Annotated in this window: 16 protein-coding genes; 4 read left to right on the forward strand and 12 right to left on the reverse strand. The window is 54.5% G+C overall.

The window, feature by feature from the left end:
- Window positions 1–64: 64 nt before the first annotated feature.
- A complete protein-coding gene (locus J4E05_RS22620) occupies window positions 65–1,999 on the reverse strand; it encodes a transglycosylase domain-containing protein (RefSeq protein WP_349600420.1) in 1,935 nt (644 codons plus the stop codon).
- Between the two features lie 172 nt (window positions 2,000–2,171).
- Window positions 2,172–2,804: a TetR/AcrR family transcriptional regulator gene (locus J4E05_RS22625; protein ID WP_349600423.1), complete on the reverse strand. Its 633-nt coding sequence runs from the start codon at window positions 2,802–2,804 to the stop codon at window positions 2,172–2,174.
- Window positions 2,805–2,897: 93 nt separating this feature from the next.
- Here J4E05_RS22625 and J4E05_RS22630 point away from each other — a divergent pair, with 93 nt between their 5' ends.
- Both J4E05_RS22630 and J4E05_RS22635 read left to right on the forward strand, forming a co-directional pair.
- Window positions 2,898–3,572 carry an O-methyltransferase gene (locus J4E05_RS22630; protein WP_349600426.1) on the forward strand — a complete coding sequence of 225 codons (675 nt, stop codon included), beginning with the start codon at window positions 2,898–2,900 and terminating at the stop codon, window positions 3,570–3,572.
- Between the two features lie 215 nt (window positions 3,573–3,787).
- Entirely contained in the window at window positions 3,788–4,972 is a 1,185-nt protein-coding gene (locus J4E05_RS22635; protein WP_349600429.1) for an arabinose transporter, read from the forward strand.
- A gap of 82 nt (window positions 4,973–5,054) precedes the next feature.
- On the opposite strand, the gene gyrB is transcribed toward J4E05_RS22635, so the two are convergent.
- From gyrB to mutM, 7 genes are all read right to left on the reverse strand, one after another.
- The gene (gyrB, locus tag J4E05_RS22640; RefSeq protein ID WP_085587633.1) at window positions 5,055–7,514 is read right to left on the reverse strand and encodes a DNA topoisomerase (ATP-hydrolyzing) subunit B; all 2,460 of its coding nucleotides are present in this window, start codon (window positions 7,512–7,514) and stop codon (window positions 5,055–5,057) included.
- A 26-nt stretch (window positions 7,515–7,540) separates the two neighbouring features.
- On the reverse strand, window positions 7,541–8,698 hold the full coding sequence (gene recF / locus J4E05_RS22645) for a DNA replication/repair protein RecF (RefSeq protein ID WP_085587631.1): 1,158 nt from the start codon (window positions 8,696–8,698) through the stop codon (window positions 7,541–7,543).
- Between the two features lie 62 nt (window positions 8,699–8,760).
- Window positions 8,761–9,879, reverse strand: a complete 1,119-nt coding sequence (gene dnaN, locus J4E05_RS22650; protein WP_085587629.1) for a DNA polymerase III subunit beta — start codon at window positions 9,877–9,879, stop codon at window positions 8,761–8,763.
- Between the two features lie 411 nt (window positions 9,880–10,290).
- Entirely contained in the window at window positions 10,291–11,880 is a 1,590-nt protein-coding gene (gene dnaA, locus J4E05_RS22655; RefSeq protein WP_503012363.1) for a chromosomal replication initiator protein DnaA, read from the reverse strand.
- Window positions 11,881–12,270: 390 nt separating this feature from the next.
- Window positions 12,271–12,531, reverse strand: a complete 261-nt coding sequence (gene rpsT, locus J4E05_RS22660; RefSeq protein WP_085584349.1) for a 30S ribosomal protein S20 — start codon at window positions 12,529–12,531, stop codon at window positions 12,271–12,273.
- Between the two features lie 151 nt (window positions 12,532–12,682).
- Window positions 12,683–13,459, reverse strand: coding sequence for an enoyl-CoA hydratase (locus J4E05_RS22665; protein ID WP_349600434.1), 777 nt, complete (start codon window positions 13,457–13,459; stop codon window positions 12,683–12,685).
- A 183-nt stretch (window positions 13,460–13,642) separates the two neighbouring features.
- Window positions 13,643–14,482 carry a bifunctional DNA-formamidopyrimidine glycosylase/DNA-(apurinic or apyrimidinic site) lyase gene (mutM, locus tag J4E05_RS22670; protein WP_085587624.1) on the reverse strand — a complete coding sequence of 280 codons (840 nt, stop codon included), beginning with the start codon at window positions 14,480–14,482 and terminating at the stop codon, window positions 13,643–13,645.
- Window positions 14,483–14,670: 188 nt separating this feature from the next.
- On the opposite strand from mutM, the gene J4E05_RS22675 reads away from it, so the two are divergent.
- On the forward strand, window positions 14,671–15,474 hold the full coding sequence (locus J4E05_RS22675) for a TSUP family transporter (RefSeq protein WP_349600437.1): 804 nt from the start codon (window positions 14,671–14,673) through the stop codon (window positions 15,472–15,474).
- 93 nt (window positions 15,475–15,567) lie between these two features.
- On the opposite strand, the gene J4E05_RS22680 is transcribed toward J4E05_RS22675, so the two are convergent.
- The 3 genes from J4E05_RS22680 to J4E05_RS22690 all read right to left on the reverse strand — a co-directional run bounded on the left by J4E05_RS22680 (window position 15,568) and on the right by J4E05_RS22690 (window position 19,061).
- A complete protein-coding gene (locus J4E05_RS22680) occupies window positions 15,568–16,776 on the reverse strand; it encodes an MFS transporter (protein ID WP_349600440.1) in 1,209 nt (402 codons plus the stop codon).
- Window positions 16,777–17,015: 239 nt separating this feature from the next.
- On the reverse strand, window positions 17,016–17,801 hold the full coding sequence (locus tag J4E05_RS22685; RefSeq protein WP_349600443.1) for an SDR family oxidoreductase: 786 nt from the start codon (window positions 17,799–17,801) through the stop codon (window positions 17,016–17,018).
- Between the two features lie 51 nt (window positions 17,802–17,852).
- Window positions 17,853–19,061 carry a phytanoyl-CoA dioxygenase family protein gene (locus J4E05_RS22690; protein ID WP_349600447.1) on the reverse strand — a complete coding sequence of 403 codons (1,209 nt, stop codon included), beginning with the start codon at window positions 19,059–19,061 and terminating at the stop codon, window positions 17,853–17,855.
- 118 nt (window positions 19,062–19,179) lie between these two features.
- On the opposite strand from J4E05_RS22690, the gene J4E05_RS22695 reads away from it, so the two are divergent.
- Window positions 19,180–20,244, forward strand: a complete 1,065-nt coding sequence (locus J4E05_RS22695; protein WP_349600450.1) for a LacI family DNA-binding transcriptional regulator — start codon at window positions 19,180–19,182, stop codon at window positions 20,242–20,244.
- Window positions 20,245–20,273 lie beyond the last annotated feature (29 nt).

Raw genomic sequence — 20,273 nt, forward strand, 5'->3', positions numbered from 1 at the left:
GCGCCCCCCGTCATCGTCCGGCATTTTTCAAAACCGGCACGCGACATTCCATATTTTCTGTCTTTTACGGTTCGTTTGCCAGGGGCGGGTTGGGGTCAACCCAATGGCGTTTCCACATGTCGGAAACACCATCGTCTTCCACCAGTCGCTGGCTTGTTCCCCGCGCAACCGAGCGGATCGAAAATCCCTGTGATGCATCAAGCATGAACAACCGCCACAGTGACGCAACATCAACATCCGGGCGAATGGCAGGGGCGCGGCTTTTATCATCGTTGCCCACCCAGACCACGGTATAAAGATCGGCGGTAAACCCTGCAAACCAGGCATCGCTGCCCCGCCCGGCCAACGCGCCAAAACCAACAAAGGGCCGGTCCAGCCTTACCTGCGGGTCAGTCACCCCGGCCAGCATACTGTTAACTGCCAGCATGGCTTCGTCAGTTAGGGTTTTTTCCCGTACTGTTGTTTTACGCTGATATAAAACGGGCTGCCCTTCGGCGCTGGAACGAATGGAATTAATCACCGTAATTCTGGGTGTCACGCCGCCATTTAACGACAGGGCATGTAACCGGGCGATATCGGGTAATGTCACCGGGTCAAGGCCCACAACGGTACGAATATCGTCAGACAGGCGGCTTTCAATGCCAACATCGGCGGCAAAATCGCGCATATTACCCAGCCCGAATTTGTGGGTCAGTTCGACAGGAACAGTGTTGACGTCACGGGCAAAGGCATCGCGCAGCGATACCTGCCCCCGATATTGACGGTCCGGGTTAACCGGTTTCCAACCCTCAATTTCCTTGCGGCTGTCGGGTACCCACTGGGCCGGATCCGGATTTTCATTCAGGGCGTAATAATAAGGCAGAATTTTAATCATCCGCCCGGGATAATGGCGCACAGTCCATGCCCGGTTTTGCGACATCGGATCATAGCTTGTTCCGCCCACCATCGCGCGTACCCGCCCATCCGGGCTTATCGCCAGCAATGCGGCCTGGTCTGCTCCCCGCGGTTTCAGGCGCAAATTGCTGATATCTGTTACCGCATCCTGCGCCATCATTTGCAGGCGGGCGTCAATGCTGGTAACCACCCGCAAATCCTTGCTGGTATAACCAACCCGAATTGCAACTTCGTCCATCACCTGATCAATCACATATTGCGAATAATCGTCTTCGCTGATGCGCGGTGAAAGTTGTGGCACAGTGCGCGATAACGCCGAAACCTGTTCAGGCTCGATCATTTTTTGTGTCGCCATTTCCTGAAGCACAATATTGGCCGCATGCGCCGATGCCGTCGGGAAATGCAACGGGTTCAGGGTCCTGGGATCATTCATTGCAGCAGCCAGAACCGCCGCCTGATGCAGACTCATATTCTGCGCCTGCACCCCGAACAGAATGCGCGATGCAGCCGTTACCCCGAAAATGCCTGAACCAACATAGGTGCGCTCCAGGTAGGATCGTAAAATTGTGGTTTTATCAAACCGGGCTTCCAGCCACAAAGCAACCAGCAACTCTTCAAGGTTACGTACGGTCCCCGTATCGGGCACCTCGAAAAAACTGCGGGCAACCTTCATTGTCAGGGTAGATCCAGGTTCAGGATCGCCCGATACAATGCGGGTAATGTCGCTTAAACCTGCACCAAAATGATGGTAAAAACCGGGATCAGTGGCCGCAACAAAGACATTTTGAAGTCGTTTCGGAAACGTAATTAATGAAACGTCCTGGCTATAATGCCCCTGAACGTTCTTGATTACCGTGCCATCAAATCCTGCAATCAAAACATCGGGGCTTCGGTCGGACTTGCGGCTGAAATCCAGCTGGGTCTGGATTGACAATGTAACAACCGTTGAAACACCGGCTAACACCAGCAAAACAACCGATGCAGCCGCCAGGCGGATACGTCGTTTACGCCGGCGTATTTCACGCAGACGGCGTTCTTCGATTTCCTGCAACGCAGCCTGGGCTGCCATTGCGCCACTTCGTTTCACCTGGTTATTTTCGTCCACGTCCCAATCCGCTCATATCGCAGGTTTATTTTGCTTTTTTGAGTAAACGCCTAATGCCTTAACAAATAGTAGCAAATGCGCGCCGCACCCGCTATTCCCTTGGCAAATCCTGCGTATTGACACGTATTGGCAACATTTGAGTACGCTGCCGCCAATCGAAGCATTTTTGGCATCATGCGGATTTCAGACTGTTCACATAAGCGCACAGCATATCTGCCATCGCATCGGAATATATCGCCATTTCATCTGCCGTTCGCGGGCTTTCCGAAAACTGCTTTCCCACTGTGCTGAGCGTTGTTGTTATCAAGTCACCGGCCAGTTCACGGGTGGTAAAGTCACAATCGGGCAGGGTTTCGGTCAGAAAATCCTGTATCGCCTGTGTGCCTGCTTGTTTGGCAATGCGGGCTTCGGGCGCGTCGCGATAAAGCGGTGCGGCGTCATGAAGGGCGACCCGCATGTCGGCTTCTTCACATTCCGAACGAACAAAGGCATGAACCAGCACCCGCAGGCGATCGGACGGGGGCAAGGTACGATCCTTTAATATTCCCATTAACAAGCCGTTGGTTTGCTGCCATTCATCGCTTTGCAGCCGAAACAGGATGGCGGCTTTGTTGGGGAAATACTGATAAAGCGACCCCACACTAACACCGGCCTTCTCAGCAACCCGGGCGGTGGTAAAACGCTGCGCCCCTTCTTTGGCCAAAACCTGAATAGCGGCTTCCAATATCGCCGCGACCAGGTCGGCGGAGCGGGCCTGTTTGGGCTTTCGACGCAAGGAAATCTGCGCCTGTCGGGGGTCGGTCATCACTGCACCTGCCAATGCGAATAGGAAACACGAATAATTAATCGTATTTTTATCGCGGCGCAAGAATGCACCAGACCCAAACCGGAGACCGAAATGACCCCCTTAAATACCCTGACCAGCCCGCCGCTAGCACCATTACTTGACCGGCTATTTAACGAAGCTGCCAATACATCCCCCCTGCAAAGCCCGGGCATTGCCGAATTGTCATCAGCCGAACAAAACCGGTTAATGCACAGCAAAACCGAATATCTGGATTTATATACCCGATTAAAAGACCAGCCCCTTGCCGTATCACGCGCCACCGGCAGCTTGCTTTATATGCTGGCCCGTGCGTGCAATGCCCGCAACATTGTCGAATTTGGCACATCGTTTGGCATTTCCACCCTGCATCTTGCTGCAGCCCTGCGCGACAATGGCGGCGGAAAACTGATCACGACCGAGTTCGAACCCTCCAAGGTTGAACGCGCGCAGGAAAACCTCATTATGGCCAACCTGATCGACCTTGTTGAAATTCGACAGGGCGATGCACTAAAAACCCTGGCTGACGACCTGCCCGAAACCATTGATCTGGTTTTGCTCGACGGGGCCAAGGGTCTGTATCCCGAAATTCTGGATCTGGTGGAAAAACACCTTAAACCCGGCGCGCTTATTATTGCCGATAATGCCGATTACAGCCCCTATTATCTTGAAATCGTGCGTTCTTCTGCACTGGGATACATGTCGATTCCGTTTGACGACGACGTCGAATTATCCGTGCGCCTAGGCTAGGCGTTCGGTCAAATAGCCAGCCTGCCACGTTTTTAAAACCGGCAATACCGGAACGATCCATCTCGCATAATTCTTGCGTGGGCCACACACCCCCCCGCCGTAAGCGTTAACGTTACCCAACGCATCTGCCGAACCTGTTCGGTGAGGGTGCGTTTGCATATTCACATCGTACTCCCCGAAAAACAGCTCTAACCGATTTTACCGGAGTATTTTATGTGATTACAGAACCCACCCGCTTCGACCCTGCCTATCGTTATGTTCTTGTGCTGACAGGGGCGCTTTTTCTTTCATATCTTTCGGTTGCCATGTCTCTTCCCACTGTGCCGATCCATGTGGTTCATGGCATGGGACTAAACAACAGTTTTGGCGGCCTTGCCGTTGGCATCGCCTTTTTATCCACCATTGTTACCCGCAGCCGGACCGGCGCCAGTGCTGACCGGCTGGGCGGTAAAATCTGTATGCAGCGCGGTCTTGTTATTTATGCCGGGGCCGGGGTGATCTGCCTTGTCTCCGCTCTGCCCCAACTCCCCGTTACCGGTGCCTATGTTCTGCTAATCCTGGGCCGGTTATTGCTGGGTCTGGGCGAAAGCCTGGGCATGGTCGGCATGGTCAGCTGGGCAATTGGCCTTATGGGGCCTGCCCGTTCGGGCAAGGTCATCGCTCTGGTCGGTATGGGGATGTATGGGTCATTTGCTGCTGGTGGCCCATTGGGGTTGGCCTTGCTTGATTATGCCGGTTTTGCGGGGCTTATGGCGGTTTGCATCCTTCTGCCCCTGGTCGGGCTTTTGGTCATTCACGGGCTTCCCGCCGTTCAGCCCCATGCCGGGCCGCGTGAATCCTTTTGGAAAATCATTGGCCGTATCTGGCGAGCGGGCCTTGTTGTTGGCCTGCAAGGCATTGGTTTTGCCGCATTGGGGGCATTCTTTTCGCTTTATTTCCTAAGCCGTGGCTGGGCCTATGCCGGGCTGGGCCTAACATGTTTTGGCACCGGTTTTGTTGCGATGCGGCTGTTTTGCGGCCACCTGCCTGACCGCATTGGCGGAACCCCGGTCGCGATGGCATCCCTGGCAATCGAAGCTGCGGGGCAATATCTGCTGTGGCTTTCCCCCATTCCGGAACTGGCCTTTCTTGGTGCCCTGTTCACCGGTATTGGCTGCTCCATGGTGTTTCCGGCCATGGGATCCGAGGTTGTCAAACAGGTTCCCCCTCATTTGCGTGGAACAGCTGTTGGGGGTTTTGCCGCCTTTCAGGACCTGGCCTATGGTGCAACGGCCCCGGTGGTCGGCCTGCTTGCTGACCGTTCGGGATATGCCTCGGTTTTTCTGATTGGCGGTGTTGCGGCCACACTGGGGTTATGGGGGGCATTTCAGGCGCACCGGTTAATTCGGCATCCCGCGTAATTTGTTCATTTTATCCCTTAAATGCAAACAGGCCCGCCACAAAATGGCGGGCCTGTGAAATCGTATCTGTGGAAAATTCCGATCAAACGTCGAGATTGGCGACTTTCAACGCGTTGGACTGGATGAACTCGCGACGCGGCTCAACAATGTCGCCCATCAGGGTCGAAAAGACCTCTTCGGCTTCATCGGCATGTTCAACTTTCACCTGCAACAGCGAACGTACATTCGGATCCAGTGTCGTTTCCCACAGCTGATCGGGGTTCATTTCGCCCAGACCTTTATAACGCTGAACAGAAATGCCACGACGGCCATATTCCATCACCGCATTAACCAGATCAACCGGGCCATGAATTTTCCAGACCTTGTCCTTGGCCCCAAATTCAGCACCAGCTTCAAACACTTCACGCAGTTCACCAATCAGGCCCGCCAGGGCCCGGCTTTCGGCCGAACGCAAAATATTGGCATCAATGACATAGCGTTCCTCAACACCGCGCAACATTCGCCACACCATCAACTGGTCAAGCGGCGCTTCGCCCTTCCAGCCGCGGTCGAAATCTTCGGCCAGGGTATCAAGATGGGTTGCCAGGGTTTGCGCCGATTCCAGACGTTTCTGGTCGTCATCAAGCAAAGCCGGGTTAAGCGCACCCGCCAAAACTGCCTGCTCCAGCACCGAAATTGGCAATTTCAGCGACAATGGCTCCAAAAATCCCTTGGCTTTACGCGCCAGTTCAACGATGCGGATCAAATCGGCACCGGCATACTGCATTCCGTTAGCCAGTTTCAAAAGGGCATCTTCGGTGCCCTGCGCGGTCAGGTACTGTTCCATCTCGCGGTCACCCTTAAGATACTGAACAGAATTACCCCGTTTGGCGCGATAGAGCGGCGGCTGGGCAATGTAAAGATATCCGCGTTCAATCATCTCCGGCATCTGACGATAGAAGAAGGTCAACAGCAACGTTCGAATATGCGCACCGTCGACGTCAGCATCGGTCATGATGATGATTTTGTGGTAGCGGATTTTCTCGATGTTGAAATCATCGCGGCCAATGCCGGTTCCCAGTGCCGTAATCAGGGTGCCGATTTCCTGGCTCGACAGCATTTTGTCGAAACGAGCCCGTTCAACGTTTAGAATTTTACCACGCAATGGCAAAATCGCCTGGAATCCGCGTTCGCGGCCCTGCTTGGCCGACCCGCCTGCGGAGTCCCCTTCGACGATGAACAATTCGGCTTTGGTCGCATCGCGTTCCTGGCAATCGGCCAGTTTGCCCGGCAGGGACGAAATATCAAGCGCACCCTTACGACGGGTCAGTTCGCGTGCCTTACGGGCGGCTTCACGCGCGGTTGCGGCTTCGACAACCTTACTGACAATCTTGCGGGCATCCTGGGGATGTTCTTCCAGCCATTGCGACAATTTGTCATTAACGACATTTTCAACAACCGGACGCACTTCAGACGAAACCAGCTTGTCTTTGGTCTGCGACGAGAATTTAGGGTCCGGCACCTTGACGGACACCACACAGGTCAGACCTTCGCGGGCATCATCCCCCGAAAGCGCAACCTTTTCCTTTTTGGCGATTCCGCTTTCCTGGGCATAACTGTTGATCTGACGCGTCAGGGCCGCACGGAAACCGGCCATGTGAGTGCCACCATCGCGCTGGGGAATGTTGTTGGTAAAGCACAGCGTCGTTTCGTGATAGCTGTCGTTCCACTGCAAGGCAACTTCAACGGTGATCCCGTCTTTTTCACCCACAATCGAAACGCATTCCTCAATCTGACGTGTTTTTGAACGATCCAGATATTCAACAAACGCGCGAATACCACCTTCATAATGCAATTTAATTTCGGTTGGATCACTGCTGCGTTCATCACGCAGTGTCAGAATGACGCCGGAATTCAAAAATGCCAGTTCGCGCAGGCGATGCTCAAGGGTCGGCAGGTTAAATTCGGTCATCGTGAAAATTTCGGCGTCAGGATAGAAGGTAACTTCCGTCCCGGTCAGCGGCGTGCCGTCCTCGGTTAGCGGGGCATCCCCCACAATGGCCATCGGCTTGACAGCGTCGCCGCCCGAAAATTCCATGTAAAATTCTTTGCCGTTACGCCAGACGCGCAATTTCAGCAAGGTTGACAGGGCATTCACCACCGAAATGCCAACACCGTGCAAACCACCGGAAACCTTATAGGAATTCTGATCGAACTTACCGCCGGCATGAAGCTGAGTCATAATGACTTCGGCGGCAGAAACACCTTCTTCCTTATGGATATCGGTTGGAATCCCACGGCCGTTGTCGCGAATCGTCGCCGATCCGTCACCGTTCAACTGCACCCATACCGTATCGCAATGACCGGCAAGCGCTTCGTCGATGGCGTTATCGACCACCTCGTATATCATGTGATGCAGACCGGTTCCGTCATCGGTATCCCCGATATACATGCCCGGCCGCTTGCGCACCGCTTCCAGGCCCCGAAGGACCTTGATGGATTCGGCGCCGTATTCCTGCGGATCAATCCCGGCGGCAATCGGAGCTTCTGTTTCGTTGGTCATAGCGTCACAACCTCGGCAGTCACGGATCAAATCGTCTCGGGCGACACGCTGGCATCTTCCACCCGGAAGAACTGCGCACGCCCGATCAGACCATCAAAAAGCGCCCGGTCCGTACCTGTCATCCAGGCCTGAACACCAAGCGCCACGATTTCGTCAAACAGGTCACCCCGCCTTTCGGCATCAAGATGGGCAACCACTTCGTCTAGCAACAAAAGCGGACCCGCACCCCGGGCCCGACTTTGCAAACGCGTATTTGCCATCACAATTGACAGCAACAGCGCCTTTTGTTCACCCGTCGAACATTGTGCGGCGGGCTGGTTTTTCGCTTCGTGCCACACCATCAGGTCGCTTCTTTGCGGCCCAACGGCGGCACCACCATACATCGCATCGCGTTCCCGCCCGTCACGCAGGGCAGCACGCATACGGTCTTCAACTTCTACAGCCGGAAACTGTTCCAGCCAGTTTTCCAAATCTCCCGCCAGCGCCAAACGTGCTGCCGGAAAAGCACCAATTGCCATGGTACCCGCCCGAACCAGGCGATCCAGCAATTCGGCACGTGCAACCACAACGGCAATGCCATGGCGCACCATCGAATCTTCGATGGCATTTAGCCATTTATCATCGGCCTTGCCGGCCTTGAGCAATTTTGCCCGGCTGCGCAAACCATGTTCAAAAGCGGCAACACGGCCGCTATGATCCGGGTCCAACCCGTATACCAGCCGATCCAGAAACCGCCGCCGTGCCGATGGTCCATCCAGAAACAGGCGGTCCATTTGAGGCGTCAGCCAAACTGCGGCACATACCCGGCCCAACGATGCCTGCCCGCGCTGTGCTTCGCCGTCAATTTTCACCGCCCGGCGTTCGCGGCCCTGCCGCAAGGCTTGCGGGTCAAGCCCGGACCCAACCTGATATTGCCCGTCAGGCGTTTCAAGTTGCGCACTTACCGCCCAGGCCCGCACGCTGCCATCATCGGTTGCCGGCACATTTCGGGCAATTTCACCCAATTTGGCCCGGCGCAACCCGCTTCCTGGTGCCAAAAGCGAGATCGCCTCCAACAGGTTGGTTTTTCCGGCCCCGTTCGGGCCGGTCAACACCACGGGCCCCGCGTCGATATCAAGCCGCAGCCGCGCATAACAGCGAAAATCGCCAAGATCGAGACGGGAAACAGCAAGACGGTTTGTCATCGGGTCACCGTCTTGCATAAGATGATTATGGGCAAGGAAAGCCACAACAGGAAAATCGCAGATCAGACGCGCATCGGCATCAGAACATACAATGCCGACAAATCGTCGGTATCGCGCAGGATCGTCGGCGACTGCCCGTCAGACATCAAAAGATTCAGGGTATCGCCCTTAACCTGCTTGGCAATGTCGAGAAGGTAACGGGAATTAAAACCAATTTCGATGTCATCGGAATCGTAATTGATTTCAAGTTCTTCGGTCGCCGTGCCATGTTCCGGGCTGGATGCTGATAAGGTCAGGGTGTTGCCTGACATTACCACTTTGACCGCACGCGATTTTTCAATCGAAATGGCAGAAACACGGTCAACCGCGTCGGCAAACGGTTTGCATTCCAGATCCAGGCTTTTGTCATTACCCGACGGGATCACGCGTTCATAATCGGGGAAGGTGCCATCGATCAGCTTGGATGTCAGAACCGCCTTGCCAAAACCAAAGCGGATTTTGGTATCGGACAAGGCAATATCCACGGCCTCGCCGGTTTCGTCGATCAGCTTGCGCAATTCGCCAACGGTTTTACGCGGCACAATCACACCTGGCATGTTTTCAGCACCATCGGGCAACGGTGCCTCGACACGAGCCAGACGATGGCCGTCGGTGGCAACCGCACGCAAAATTTTCGTGCCTTCGGCATCGGCGGCGTGAAAATAAATCCCGTTCAGGTAATAACGGGTTTCTTCCGTCGAAATGGCAAATTCAGCCCGATCAATCAGACCGCGCAATTCGGCCGCAGCCAAACCAAAGCTGACCGGCAAATCCCCGCCCGACATAACCGGGAAATCATCAACCGGCAAAACAGCCAGATTAAATTTCGACCGGCCCGCCGACAGGGTTAAACGCCCTGCACCTGGCTCCAGCGCAATCTGCACCTGAGAGCCTTCCGGCAATTTGCGCACAATTTCATAAAGGGTATGCGCGGGAGTTGTCGTTGCACCCGGTTCGGAAACTTCCGCCGTGGTGGTTTCGATTACCTCAAGGTCCATATCGGTTGCGGTCAGCGACAAGGTATTTTCTTCGGCCCGCAGCAGGATATTGGACAGAATCGGAATGGTATTGCGCCGTTCGACCACACTTTGAACATGTGTGAGAGATTTTAACAGAGCCGCGCGTTCGATGGTCAGCTTCATGCCCGTCCTATCCGTCTGTCTGCAATTATATAACGAATTGATTTTTATTCATTTTTTCGACTTACCCCCACCCCTTTTGGCTGGGTTGGCCGCATTATAACATGGGAGGCCCAAAATCGAAGGATTTTTACGCTAAAAAGCCAAGCAAATGAACGGAGTCGTTGCATTGGCCCGACCAAATTTCACCCCATCAAAACAAGCCCCGGTTTTCTGCGGTTTTCAGCACCATGACCGGGCACAAATCGCATCCCCGCCTCTCAAAAAACTTTCGCCCGACGGCCGGTTTAAAACACGGTTTCCTTAACAAGGCCCATCACAACGATCAAAGTTTGGTGCAAAATAAAAACCGGCGACACAATGGGGCCAACGCCCTGTCGCCGGTTTTATAAAATACACCCCTGTATCGCGAGATCAGCTTTCCAGCATGCGCCGCAACAAATCGATATCCTCGGAAAGCGACGGATCAGTGGTGTGCAATTCTTCCACCTTGCGTACCGCGTGCATCACGGTCGTATGGTCGCGCCCGCCAAATTTACGGCCGATCTCGGGCAGGGAATGGGTGGTCAGCTGTTTTGAAAGATACATCGCCACCTGACGTGGCCGGGCAACCGCCCGCGCGCGACGCGCCGAATGCATGTCGGAAACCTTGATATTAAAATGTTCGGCAACACGTTTTTGAATTTCTTCAATCGTTACCCGGCGTTCAGATGCGCGCAGCACGTCATGCAATACATCCTGCACCATCTCCAGCCCGATCTCGCGGCCGACAAGTTGCGAATGGGCAATAACGCGGTTTAATGCGCCTTCCAGTTCGCGAACGTTGGCCGTAATTTTGTGGGCCAGAAATTCCATCACCCGCTGGGGCAATTCCACGCGCTGACGTTCGGCTTTCGATTCAAGAATGCCCAAACGCAATTCGTACGTGGTCGCATGAATATCCGCCACCAAACCCGACCCGAGACGCGAGCGCAGGCGTTCTTCGATATCTTCAAGATCAGATGGCGACTTGTCAGCCGAAACAATAATCTGGCGACCCTGATCAACCAGTGCATTGAAGGTGTGGAAAAACTCTTCCTGTGTCGAGTCCTTGCCCGAAATGAACTGAACGTCATCGACCATCAGCACATCGACCGAGCGGAACTGATCCTTGAAATCGACCGTGTTTTTATCGCGCAACGCCCGAATAAACCGATACATGAACTTTTCGGCCGACAGGTAAATAACGGTACGATGCGGCTGGGTACGGCGAATGTGCCATGCAATGGCGTGCATCAGGTGGGTTTTACCCAAACCGACACCACCATACAAAAACAGCGGATTAAACGGCACCGATTCGGCCTCGGCCAACCGGCGGGCGGCGGCATAGGCAAATTCGTTCGGCTTGCCAATCACGAAGTTATCAAAGGTATATCGCGGATCAAGGGCTGCGCTGATGCCATCATCGGCCATGCTGCCAATTGCACCGCGGCCTGCCGGCGGATGCGACATATGCTGCCCGGCAGAAACCGGTGCAGGCTGGCACGGGGCCTTGCGCGCGCCGGGGGCATCATAATTTGCGGCTGTATAACGCGGATTGGCCTGTGCCGGTTCGTTATGCACCGGCGAGGTTGCGGCATGTGTGCTTTCATCCTGCCGGGCTGCCCGGCCTGCTGTCTGCTCTGTCGCACCTTCGGGTGTTGCCACCACCACCTCGACAAAGTGAACATTGGGATCTTCGGCATGCCAGAACGCCTGAATCCGGTCCAGATAATGCTGCGACACCCAGTCACGCATGGCCCGGTTGGGCGCACCAAGGCGGGCAACACCTGCCTCGACCGTAATCAGTGCTACCGGCTCCAGCCAGTATCGATAGGCCGTTGCCCCAAATTCACCGCGCAGTTTCTCGCGCACATTTTTCCAGGTTGCCACAATATGATCTTCCAGTGCTGCCTGCTGGCTGCCGGGAGCATTACCCTCGGAGTTACCGGCGCTAAACTGTGCTCCCCTTACGGCGTGCTGCACTTTCAAGACCTTTCCCCGCTGTTGCATAAAATCCCGACGCCAGTTTCCCAACGCAATACAGTAAAAAGCATTGCCGCGTTGATCGAAAATGACCAACACGCCTGTATTGCTACAAGAAAATGGAAGCGTACTCGCGCCCTTGTTTTTCGTTCTTCATTATTCGCGATGTGGAATCGCGATCGAAGTCGGAACACTGTACTGATGCGTCAGGCATCAGGCAAGGCGATCTTTAACAGAACGTTAAAAGGGTTTCGGCCTCAAAACGTTCGCGGAATTGCGCGATTTTTCCACCTTCGCAATCAAAGAACGAAAGGTGAATTTCCGGAATTCCGGCAGCGAAAAGGCCGCGCAAGAAACGCGGCCTTCGACTCGCCATCCCGAAGGATAAAATTAGAGCGCTTTGATGCGAGCGGTCAAACGCGATACTTTGCGAGCAACGGTGTTTTTATGAAGAACACCCAGTTGCGCGCCACGCGCCATTTCCGGCTCGGCAATTTTCAAAGCAGCCAGAGCGGCATCCTTGTCGCCAACCTGCAGCGCGACTTCGACCCGCTTAACGTAGGTACGAATACGGCTGATACGTGCACCGTTAACAACAGCGCGGGCTTCGTTACGGATAATGCGCTTCTTGGCCGATTTATGATGAGCCATTGCGAACCTGTCTCTTAAAACAAAAATGTTACGTAATTCGGAGCGCGGCTTATAGCTCCGTCCCAAGGGGTCGTCAACCCCCGATACCGCCCTAAGCCGCGTTTTCCGGTACTTTCTGACTCAAGGGTCAGAATCACCGGTTCAAACAGGTCTAGCGGTGCTTGAATTCGGGTTTACGTTTCTCGCCAAACGCTTTCATTCCCTCGGCCCGGTCTTCCAGGGCAAAGGTCGAATGAAATTCGCGACGCTCAAACATCAGCCCTTCCGCCAGAGTCGTCTCAAACGCCTTATTAACACTTTCCTTGACCTTCATTGCCACCGGGGCCGAGAAAGATGCGATCTTGTCAGCCAGCTTCATTGCTTCATCAATCAGCGAGTCGGCAGGTACAACGCGGGCTACAAGCCCGGAACGTTCGGCTTCCTCGGCATCCATCATGCGCCCGGTCAGGCACATTTCCATCGCTTTGGCCTTGCCAATGGCACGGGTCAAACGCTGGGTACCACCGGCACCGGGGATCGTGCCAATGGTGATTTCAGGCTGGCCAAATTTGGCTGTATCCGCCGCAATCATGATATCGCAACTCATCGCCAGTTCGCAGCCACCACCCAGTGCGAACCCGCCAACGGCGGCAATGGTCGGCTTGCGGCAGGCCGCCATCCGGGTCCAGCCCTTGGTGATAAAATCGGATTTATAGACATCCATATAATCGCGATCGATCATTTCCTTGATGTCGGCCCCTGCGGCAAAGGCCTTTTCCGACCCGGTAATGACGATAGCCCGAACCGACTCGTCGGATTCGAAATCATCAAGGGCTGCCGCCAGATCGGCAATTAACGCGTCACAAAGGGCGTTCAATGCCTTGGGCCGGTTCAGGGTGATCAAACCGACATTGCCTTTAACTTCGGCAATGATGTTTTCGTACGTCATGGGGAATCCTTTTCAAACTGCGATTTTCTGCCATTCCGGCTGGTCCACCGCCTGAAACCATAATTACATACCGTTTTACCGATTTTAGCGATAACAGGCAACATTCCTGCCCAAAATCGTCATTAAGGCCACAATCATGCCCTGCAATCTTGCATCACCGGCGGTATGACAGGCCCGCCCGTCTTAATGCTGGCATTTGCCACAAAAAAATGTCGACCGCCCCCCCTGAACCAGCCGGCCCACTGTGCCATCACATTCCGGGGTAATGCATGGTTCGCCTTCGCGACCATAAATACGAAAGTTATGCTGAAAATAACCCAATTCACCATTGGCCTGGCGATGATCGCGCAACGATGACCCGCCTGCCTTGATCGCATCTTCCAGAACGTCGCGAATCTCGCGATATAACAGGTCTATTTCCGACAGGCTCAGGCTGTTGGCCGCGCGTAACGGATCAATTCGCGAACGAAACAACGCCTCACACACATATATATTGCCAAGCCCCGCCACCAGGCGTTGATCCAAAAGCGTGGTTTTGATCGGGCTTTTCCGTTTTGCCAGGGCTTCGGCCAGCATGTGGGAATTAAACTGGTTCCCCAACGGTTCCGGGCCAATTCCCGCCAGCATCGGATGCGTCGCCAATTCATCAACATGCGAAAGGGCCATCAGACCAAAACGCCTGGGGTCATTAAACCGGACCAAAACACCGGTTTCCATAACAAAGTCGACATGGTCATGTTTGCCTGCATCTGGCAACACACCCGCGCCTGGTTCAATCACCGTCATGCGCCCCGACATACCCAGATGGATCAACAACACCTGTCCGTCATCCAGATAGGCGACAACATATTTGGCGCGACGGGTAAGCTGGTCGATTCGGCGTCCGGTCAAACGCCCAACGAAATCATCGGGAAACGGCGTTCGCAAATTTGGCCGACGCTGAACAACAGATGCCAGCACATGCCCTTCCATAACCGGGGCAAGGCCCCGGCAAACTGTTTCCACTTCTGGCAATTCGGGCATTTCGACCTCGTAACGGGTTATCTGATCAGGCAGGGCAATATCTAGTCGTGCCCGGTCGTTTTGGCAAACGTCACACCAAAAACAATTCCCGAATTGTCATCGTGACAAAGAATAAATGGCAGAAATCGCAGAACTGCTTATGCTGCCAACGTTTTTCAATCTATCGCACAAAATATCGGAACATTCGCATGGAATTTGGCGTCGATCTGCTGTTGATCCTGTTTGCCGTGGCTTTGATTGCCGGGTTTGTCGACTCCATTGCAGGCGGGGGCGGCCTTATCTGCATCCCCGCCCTGTTATGGGCGGGCATTACCCCAACCCAGGCCCTGGCAACCAACAAACTGCAAAGCAGCTGCGGCAGTTTTTCCGCCTCGATCAATTTCATGCGGCGCGGGCTGGTTAATCCCGGTGATATGGTGCTGGCCATTATTCTGACCCTGCTTGGGTCCGTCCTGGGCACTACCCTGATCCAGATGATCGATCCCGGCATTCTCATGACATTGCTGCCGGGGCTTTTGATCGCCATTGCTCTTTATTTTCTGTTTTCCCCGCGCGCCAGCGATATTGATGCCCACCAAAAAATCGGCAAAACCCTGTTTGCCTTTACTGCGGGTTTTGGCATTGGCTTTTATGACGGCTTTTTTGGCCCCGGTACCGGGTCGTTTTTTTCCATCGCCTTTGTTGCCCTGCTGGGCTTCAATTTGACCAAGGCCACCGCCCACACCAAGGTTTTAAACTTCGTTGCCAACGTCGCATCGCTTGCCACCTTTATTGTTGGCGGCGAGGTGGTTTGGGAAATCGGCCTTGCCATGGCGGTGGGGCAAGTCATTGGCGCGACCATTGGCTCGCACATGGTAATGAAAATTGGGGCCAAACTGGTGCGCCCGCTTCTGGTGTTTGTCTCTATCGCCATTTCAATCAAACTGATCATCGAACAATATGGCGATATGATCGGGGCCTATTGGCACAGCCTGGCAACTGCATTTGCCTGATCACCCCTAGCCTGTCGGCGTCAGACAAAAAACGGCCCGCGCATTATGATTATGGCAGCGGGCCGTTTTTATAAAATCAAGCGCCTGAAATGATTACGCACCAACAGGCGTTTCTCCACCCATCACTGTTTTACGATCCAGAATATAAGACAGTATGGCAACCGCCAGCCCGACAACCGCAATAATGGCGCCGATCCACGGAATTTGTGCATAACTGACACCGGCCGTAATTGCCAAACCGCCCAGCCACGCCCCGGCAGCGTTGCCAAGGTTAAACGCACCCTGATTAAGGGTGGATGCCAGGTTCGGCGCGCCAGTGGCCTCGTTTACCACCCGGATTTGCAAGGGCGACACCAGGGCAAACATCACCACGCCCCACACAAAGATCGACACAATGGCAGGCCAGACCTGATAAATCGTTTCGGTCAGCATCATCAACACCAGCACAAGGGCGATGAAGGTGACGATGATGGCAGGCATCAAACGCCAGTCGCCCAATCGGCCACCGACAAAATTACCCACCGTCAAGCCAACGCCAAACAGCAACAGAACCAGCGTCACATTTTGAGCTGAAACGCCGGTAATCTGGGTCAGAATCGGGGTGATATAGGTAAAGACGCTAAACAAACTGGCCGATGCCAAAACACTTAACGCCATTGCCAGAATAACCTGCACTTTGCCCAACGCACGGGCCTCGGCCAGAAGGCTGCTGCCTTCGGCCTTTATGTTACGCGGGACAAAGATGTAAAGGGCAGCAAAAGCAACCACCCCAATGGCGACCACCGCCCAGAATGTAGAACGCCAGCCAAAGGCCTGGCCCAATGCGGTCCCAAACGGCACGCCCAAAACATTGGCCAATGTGAGCCCGGAAAACATCAGGGCGACGGCCTGCACCCGTTTATGGGGCGGCACCAGCCCGGCTGCCACCACCGAGCCCAAACCAAAAAACGCGCCATGCCCCAACGCGGTAATCACGCGCGCCACCATCAGGAAGGCATAGTTTGGCGCAATGGCGCACAGGATGTTGCCCACCAGAAACAACAATACCAAAAACAGCAAAACCCGCCGGCGTTCCATTTTGGCCGTACCAATCGCCAGAAAGGGCGAGCCAAACGTTACGCCCAGCGCATAACCGGTTACCAGAAGCCCGGCACTGGGAATGCTTACCCCCAGATCACTGGCAACATCGGGCAACAGGCCCATAATCACAAATTCGGTTGTGCCGATGCCAAACGATGCCATCGCCAATGCAAGAATGGGTAGGCGGGCAAAAAAGCCCTGACGAAATTCAGTTTTTGACATCAAACACCATCTGATTGCGGCAAAACCGGCTAAAAACGAAAAAGGCGGTGCCTCGCTGATCGCGAACACCGCACCGTCAGAACATCTCTGAACCGATTCAAACTTGCCTGCAAAGACCGCCGGGAACTATCGCTTTCTACGCATAGAATCTATGCAAATTCGGCAAATATCAAAAACATGCCCGGGAATTAACCATCCTGCCAATCTGTTCGCCAAACAGATCAAGGCCAAAGACGCACTCATTCCGGATACGCGCCTGAAACAAACTGATCATAATCAATGATCGCCCCGGTCATCACACCCGATTCGGCAGCCAAAAGATATGCCGCCAGCCCGGCAACTTCATCGGGTTTCACCAGCTTGCCAAAGGGTTGTTCGGCCTCCGCCTTTGCGAGCCAGTCATCCCCCGCACCATGATAGCGGCGCTGAATGGCATCTTCGCCCGGTGTATCCATCCAGCCGCACGCAATGCCGTTAAACCGCAAATGTTTGTGGCGCAGGGCCTGGGCAGCATTTTTGGTCAGGGTTGCAAGGGCCGCCTTGGATGCGGCATAGGGTGCCAAAAAGGACTGCCCGCAATAGTGCGACATGCTTAGAATATTCACACACGATGCCGCGTAACCACCGGCAATGGCATGGTTGGCAAAGGCCTGCATGGCAAAAAACGGACCGCGGGCATTAATCGCCATCATGTCATCGAACTGGGCCTGGGTGGTATCGCGCAACGATCCGCGTTCGGTTGATGCGCCCGCATTTAACAAAACATTTACCCGCCCCATGCGCGATACCGCGCCATCAATCAGGGCCTTACAGGCATCCGGGTCGGCAAGATCGGTTGCAACAAAGGCAACATCAATACCTGCATGGGAGGCAAGGCTTTTGACAGCGTCTTCGCCGCGATGCCGGTTGCGCCCCGCAATCACCATTTTGCTACAGCCTTCGGCAAGCAGGCGTTTGGCAATCGCATAACCCAGCCCCTGTGTGCCCCCAATAATGACAGCACAGCTTTGTTCATGGCGTTTCATTCCACGTGTCCTTTTCATGCTTTTACACCCGGTCAATATCACGCCATGAAATCAGGGTTTCTGGCGGGCCTGTTGCGCGCTCAACGCATTTTCGAACTGTGCGCTCGTCATATTTTCGGCCAGGGCACGATGAAACAGCCGGTTTTGCGTTTCCGGTGCCAGCCCGCCAACCGGCGGATCAATATCAAGATTGGTGGGAAACGAATATCCCTCGGCACAGGCAGCGATGGCGGCATTTAACCCATCTTGCCCCACATTTCCTGCCTGCAATGTGGCCTGTAAAACAGGATAAAGCGCTTTGCACATCGCAGTGCGGTCTATGGCCTCCATCGCGCGGCCATAGGCCGAGGATACCTGAAGCAAATTTGCCATGCGTTGAATGTCGGCGCTAAAATTGGTTCCCGCCGCATGAAACAAAGCCGGGTTAAAAAACAGTGCATCGCCCTTTTTTAACGGTAACTGAATATGGCGGGCATGAAACAGATCGCGAAAATCCTGGCGTCGCCACGCAAGATAGCCTTCGGCGTAACTTTGCGAAAACGGCAACAGCAATGTTGGCCCGCTTTCAACCGGCATGTCGCAATGGGCGACAGCCCCCTGCAAGGTTAATACCGGCGATAAATGATGCACATGAGCCGGGTATTTTTCGCATTCATCCACGGTTTGAAACCCCAGATGATAATCACGATGCGCCTGTTGCGCCTGCCCGCCCGGTCGCACCAGATTAACCTGTGCTGTCATCTGGTAATTTGGTCCCAGCCATGCTTCGCATACCATTTCAATGACCGGGTTACCAAAATAACGGGCAAACACATCGGGTGCGCGCAAACACAGCTTTTGCAACGAATTCCAGATCCGGTCATTGGCACCGGCCGTGGCAAAATGGTCAGCGGCGATACCATTGACGGCTTTTTCATCGGCAATAATGCCCGCATACTCAGCAGTCGCAGCATCAATCACGGTCCCATCATCATAGGCCCCGGCAATAACCAAAACCCCGGCCCCCTCCATCATCACCCGTGCCCATTCCGCCATCACAGCGTGGCGGGCCTGCGGGTTGCCTTGCAATTCGCGCAGCCTATCGCCCGCATAAACCGGCACGTTTTTGATGATGTCGCTGGCATGGGGAACATCACGGGCAACGGTTTCGCGTGCCAGCAAAGCTAACAAATCGTCGGTTTTGCAGTCCGCTTCACGGTAATAGCCCGCAACCTGATGCCGGTTCGCCATTTGGCGGTGCATTTTTTCCACTGGGGTCATCGCTGTTTCCTCCGGGTAGCGGCGGATCGTTCATGCGCCCGCCAACCCAGGAAGGCTACTGCGAAAATGCTTTGCGTTGAGGTTTGGAATCCATCAAAAATACATCAATGGAGGATCCATGACCCATCGCTTTCCGATCAAGGAAATTGCCCGTCAGGCCGGACTTGGCACCGCAACCGTTGACCGGGTATTGAACCGGCGGGCCAATGTCAGCGCGCAAACGCAGCGCCGGGTTCACGATGCCATTGATGAACTGACATCCCTGGAAGGCCAGTTGGCCGCACGTGGGCGACAGTTGTTTATTGATGTGGTTGTCGAAGCCCCGACACGCTTTAGCCGCGAAATTCGTAACGCGCTGGAGGCCGAACTGCCCAGCCTGCACCCCGCTGTTGTCCGCCCGCGCTATATGATGCAGGAACGGATGCGCGCGGGCGACATTGTTGCCATTCTGAACCGCATTGGCAAACGCGGGAGCCAGGGGGTGTTGCTTAAGGCGCAAGACCAACCTGATATTCGCACCGCAATGGCCGAACTTGGCGCGCGCAATATTCCCGTTGTCACCATTTTCACTGACATCCCCGACGCCCCGCATGTGGCCTATGCCGGGGCAAACAACTACGCCGCAGGCGAAACGGCCGCCTATTTGATCCATCATTTTTTGCCATCCACATTGGCCGCCACAGCCCAAACCGGCCCGGTTGTTATAACAATGAGCGACGAGCATTTTCGGGGCGAGGAATCCCGCAAGGCAGGCTTTGTTACCGCGATGGCAAAGCTGGCCCCTAACCGACCCATTATTGATGCCAGTGGCGGTGCCGGGCTTGATAGCGATACCGCCCGACGCATGGAAAGCATGATTGAGGATTGCCGCAACATTCAGGCAGTTTATTCAATGGGGGGTGGTAACCGGGCGATTTTACAAACACTGACCGATCACGGGCTTACGCCGCAGGTTTATATTGCCCATGATCTCGATTCGGAAAACATAACCCTGTTGCAACAAGGCAAGCTAAGCGCCGTATTGCATCACGATTTACGACAGGACATGCGTACCGCCTGCCATCATATCATGGCGTGGCACCGCTTATTGCCCGAAACCGCAATTGCCCCGCCCAGCGATATTCACATTATTACCCCTGCCAATATTCCCGGCTTTATCAAAAAACAGGCCCGCATCGGGTAATGCGGGCCTGCATGATCACGGCGGGTTTA

Source organism: Thalassospira sp. NFXS8 (genome assembly GCF_040148805.1).
In the GTDB taxonomy this organism is placed as follows: domain Bacteria; phylum Pseudomonadota; class Alphaproteobacteria; order Rhodospirillales; family Thalassospiraceae; genus Thalassospira.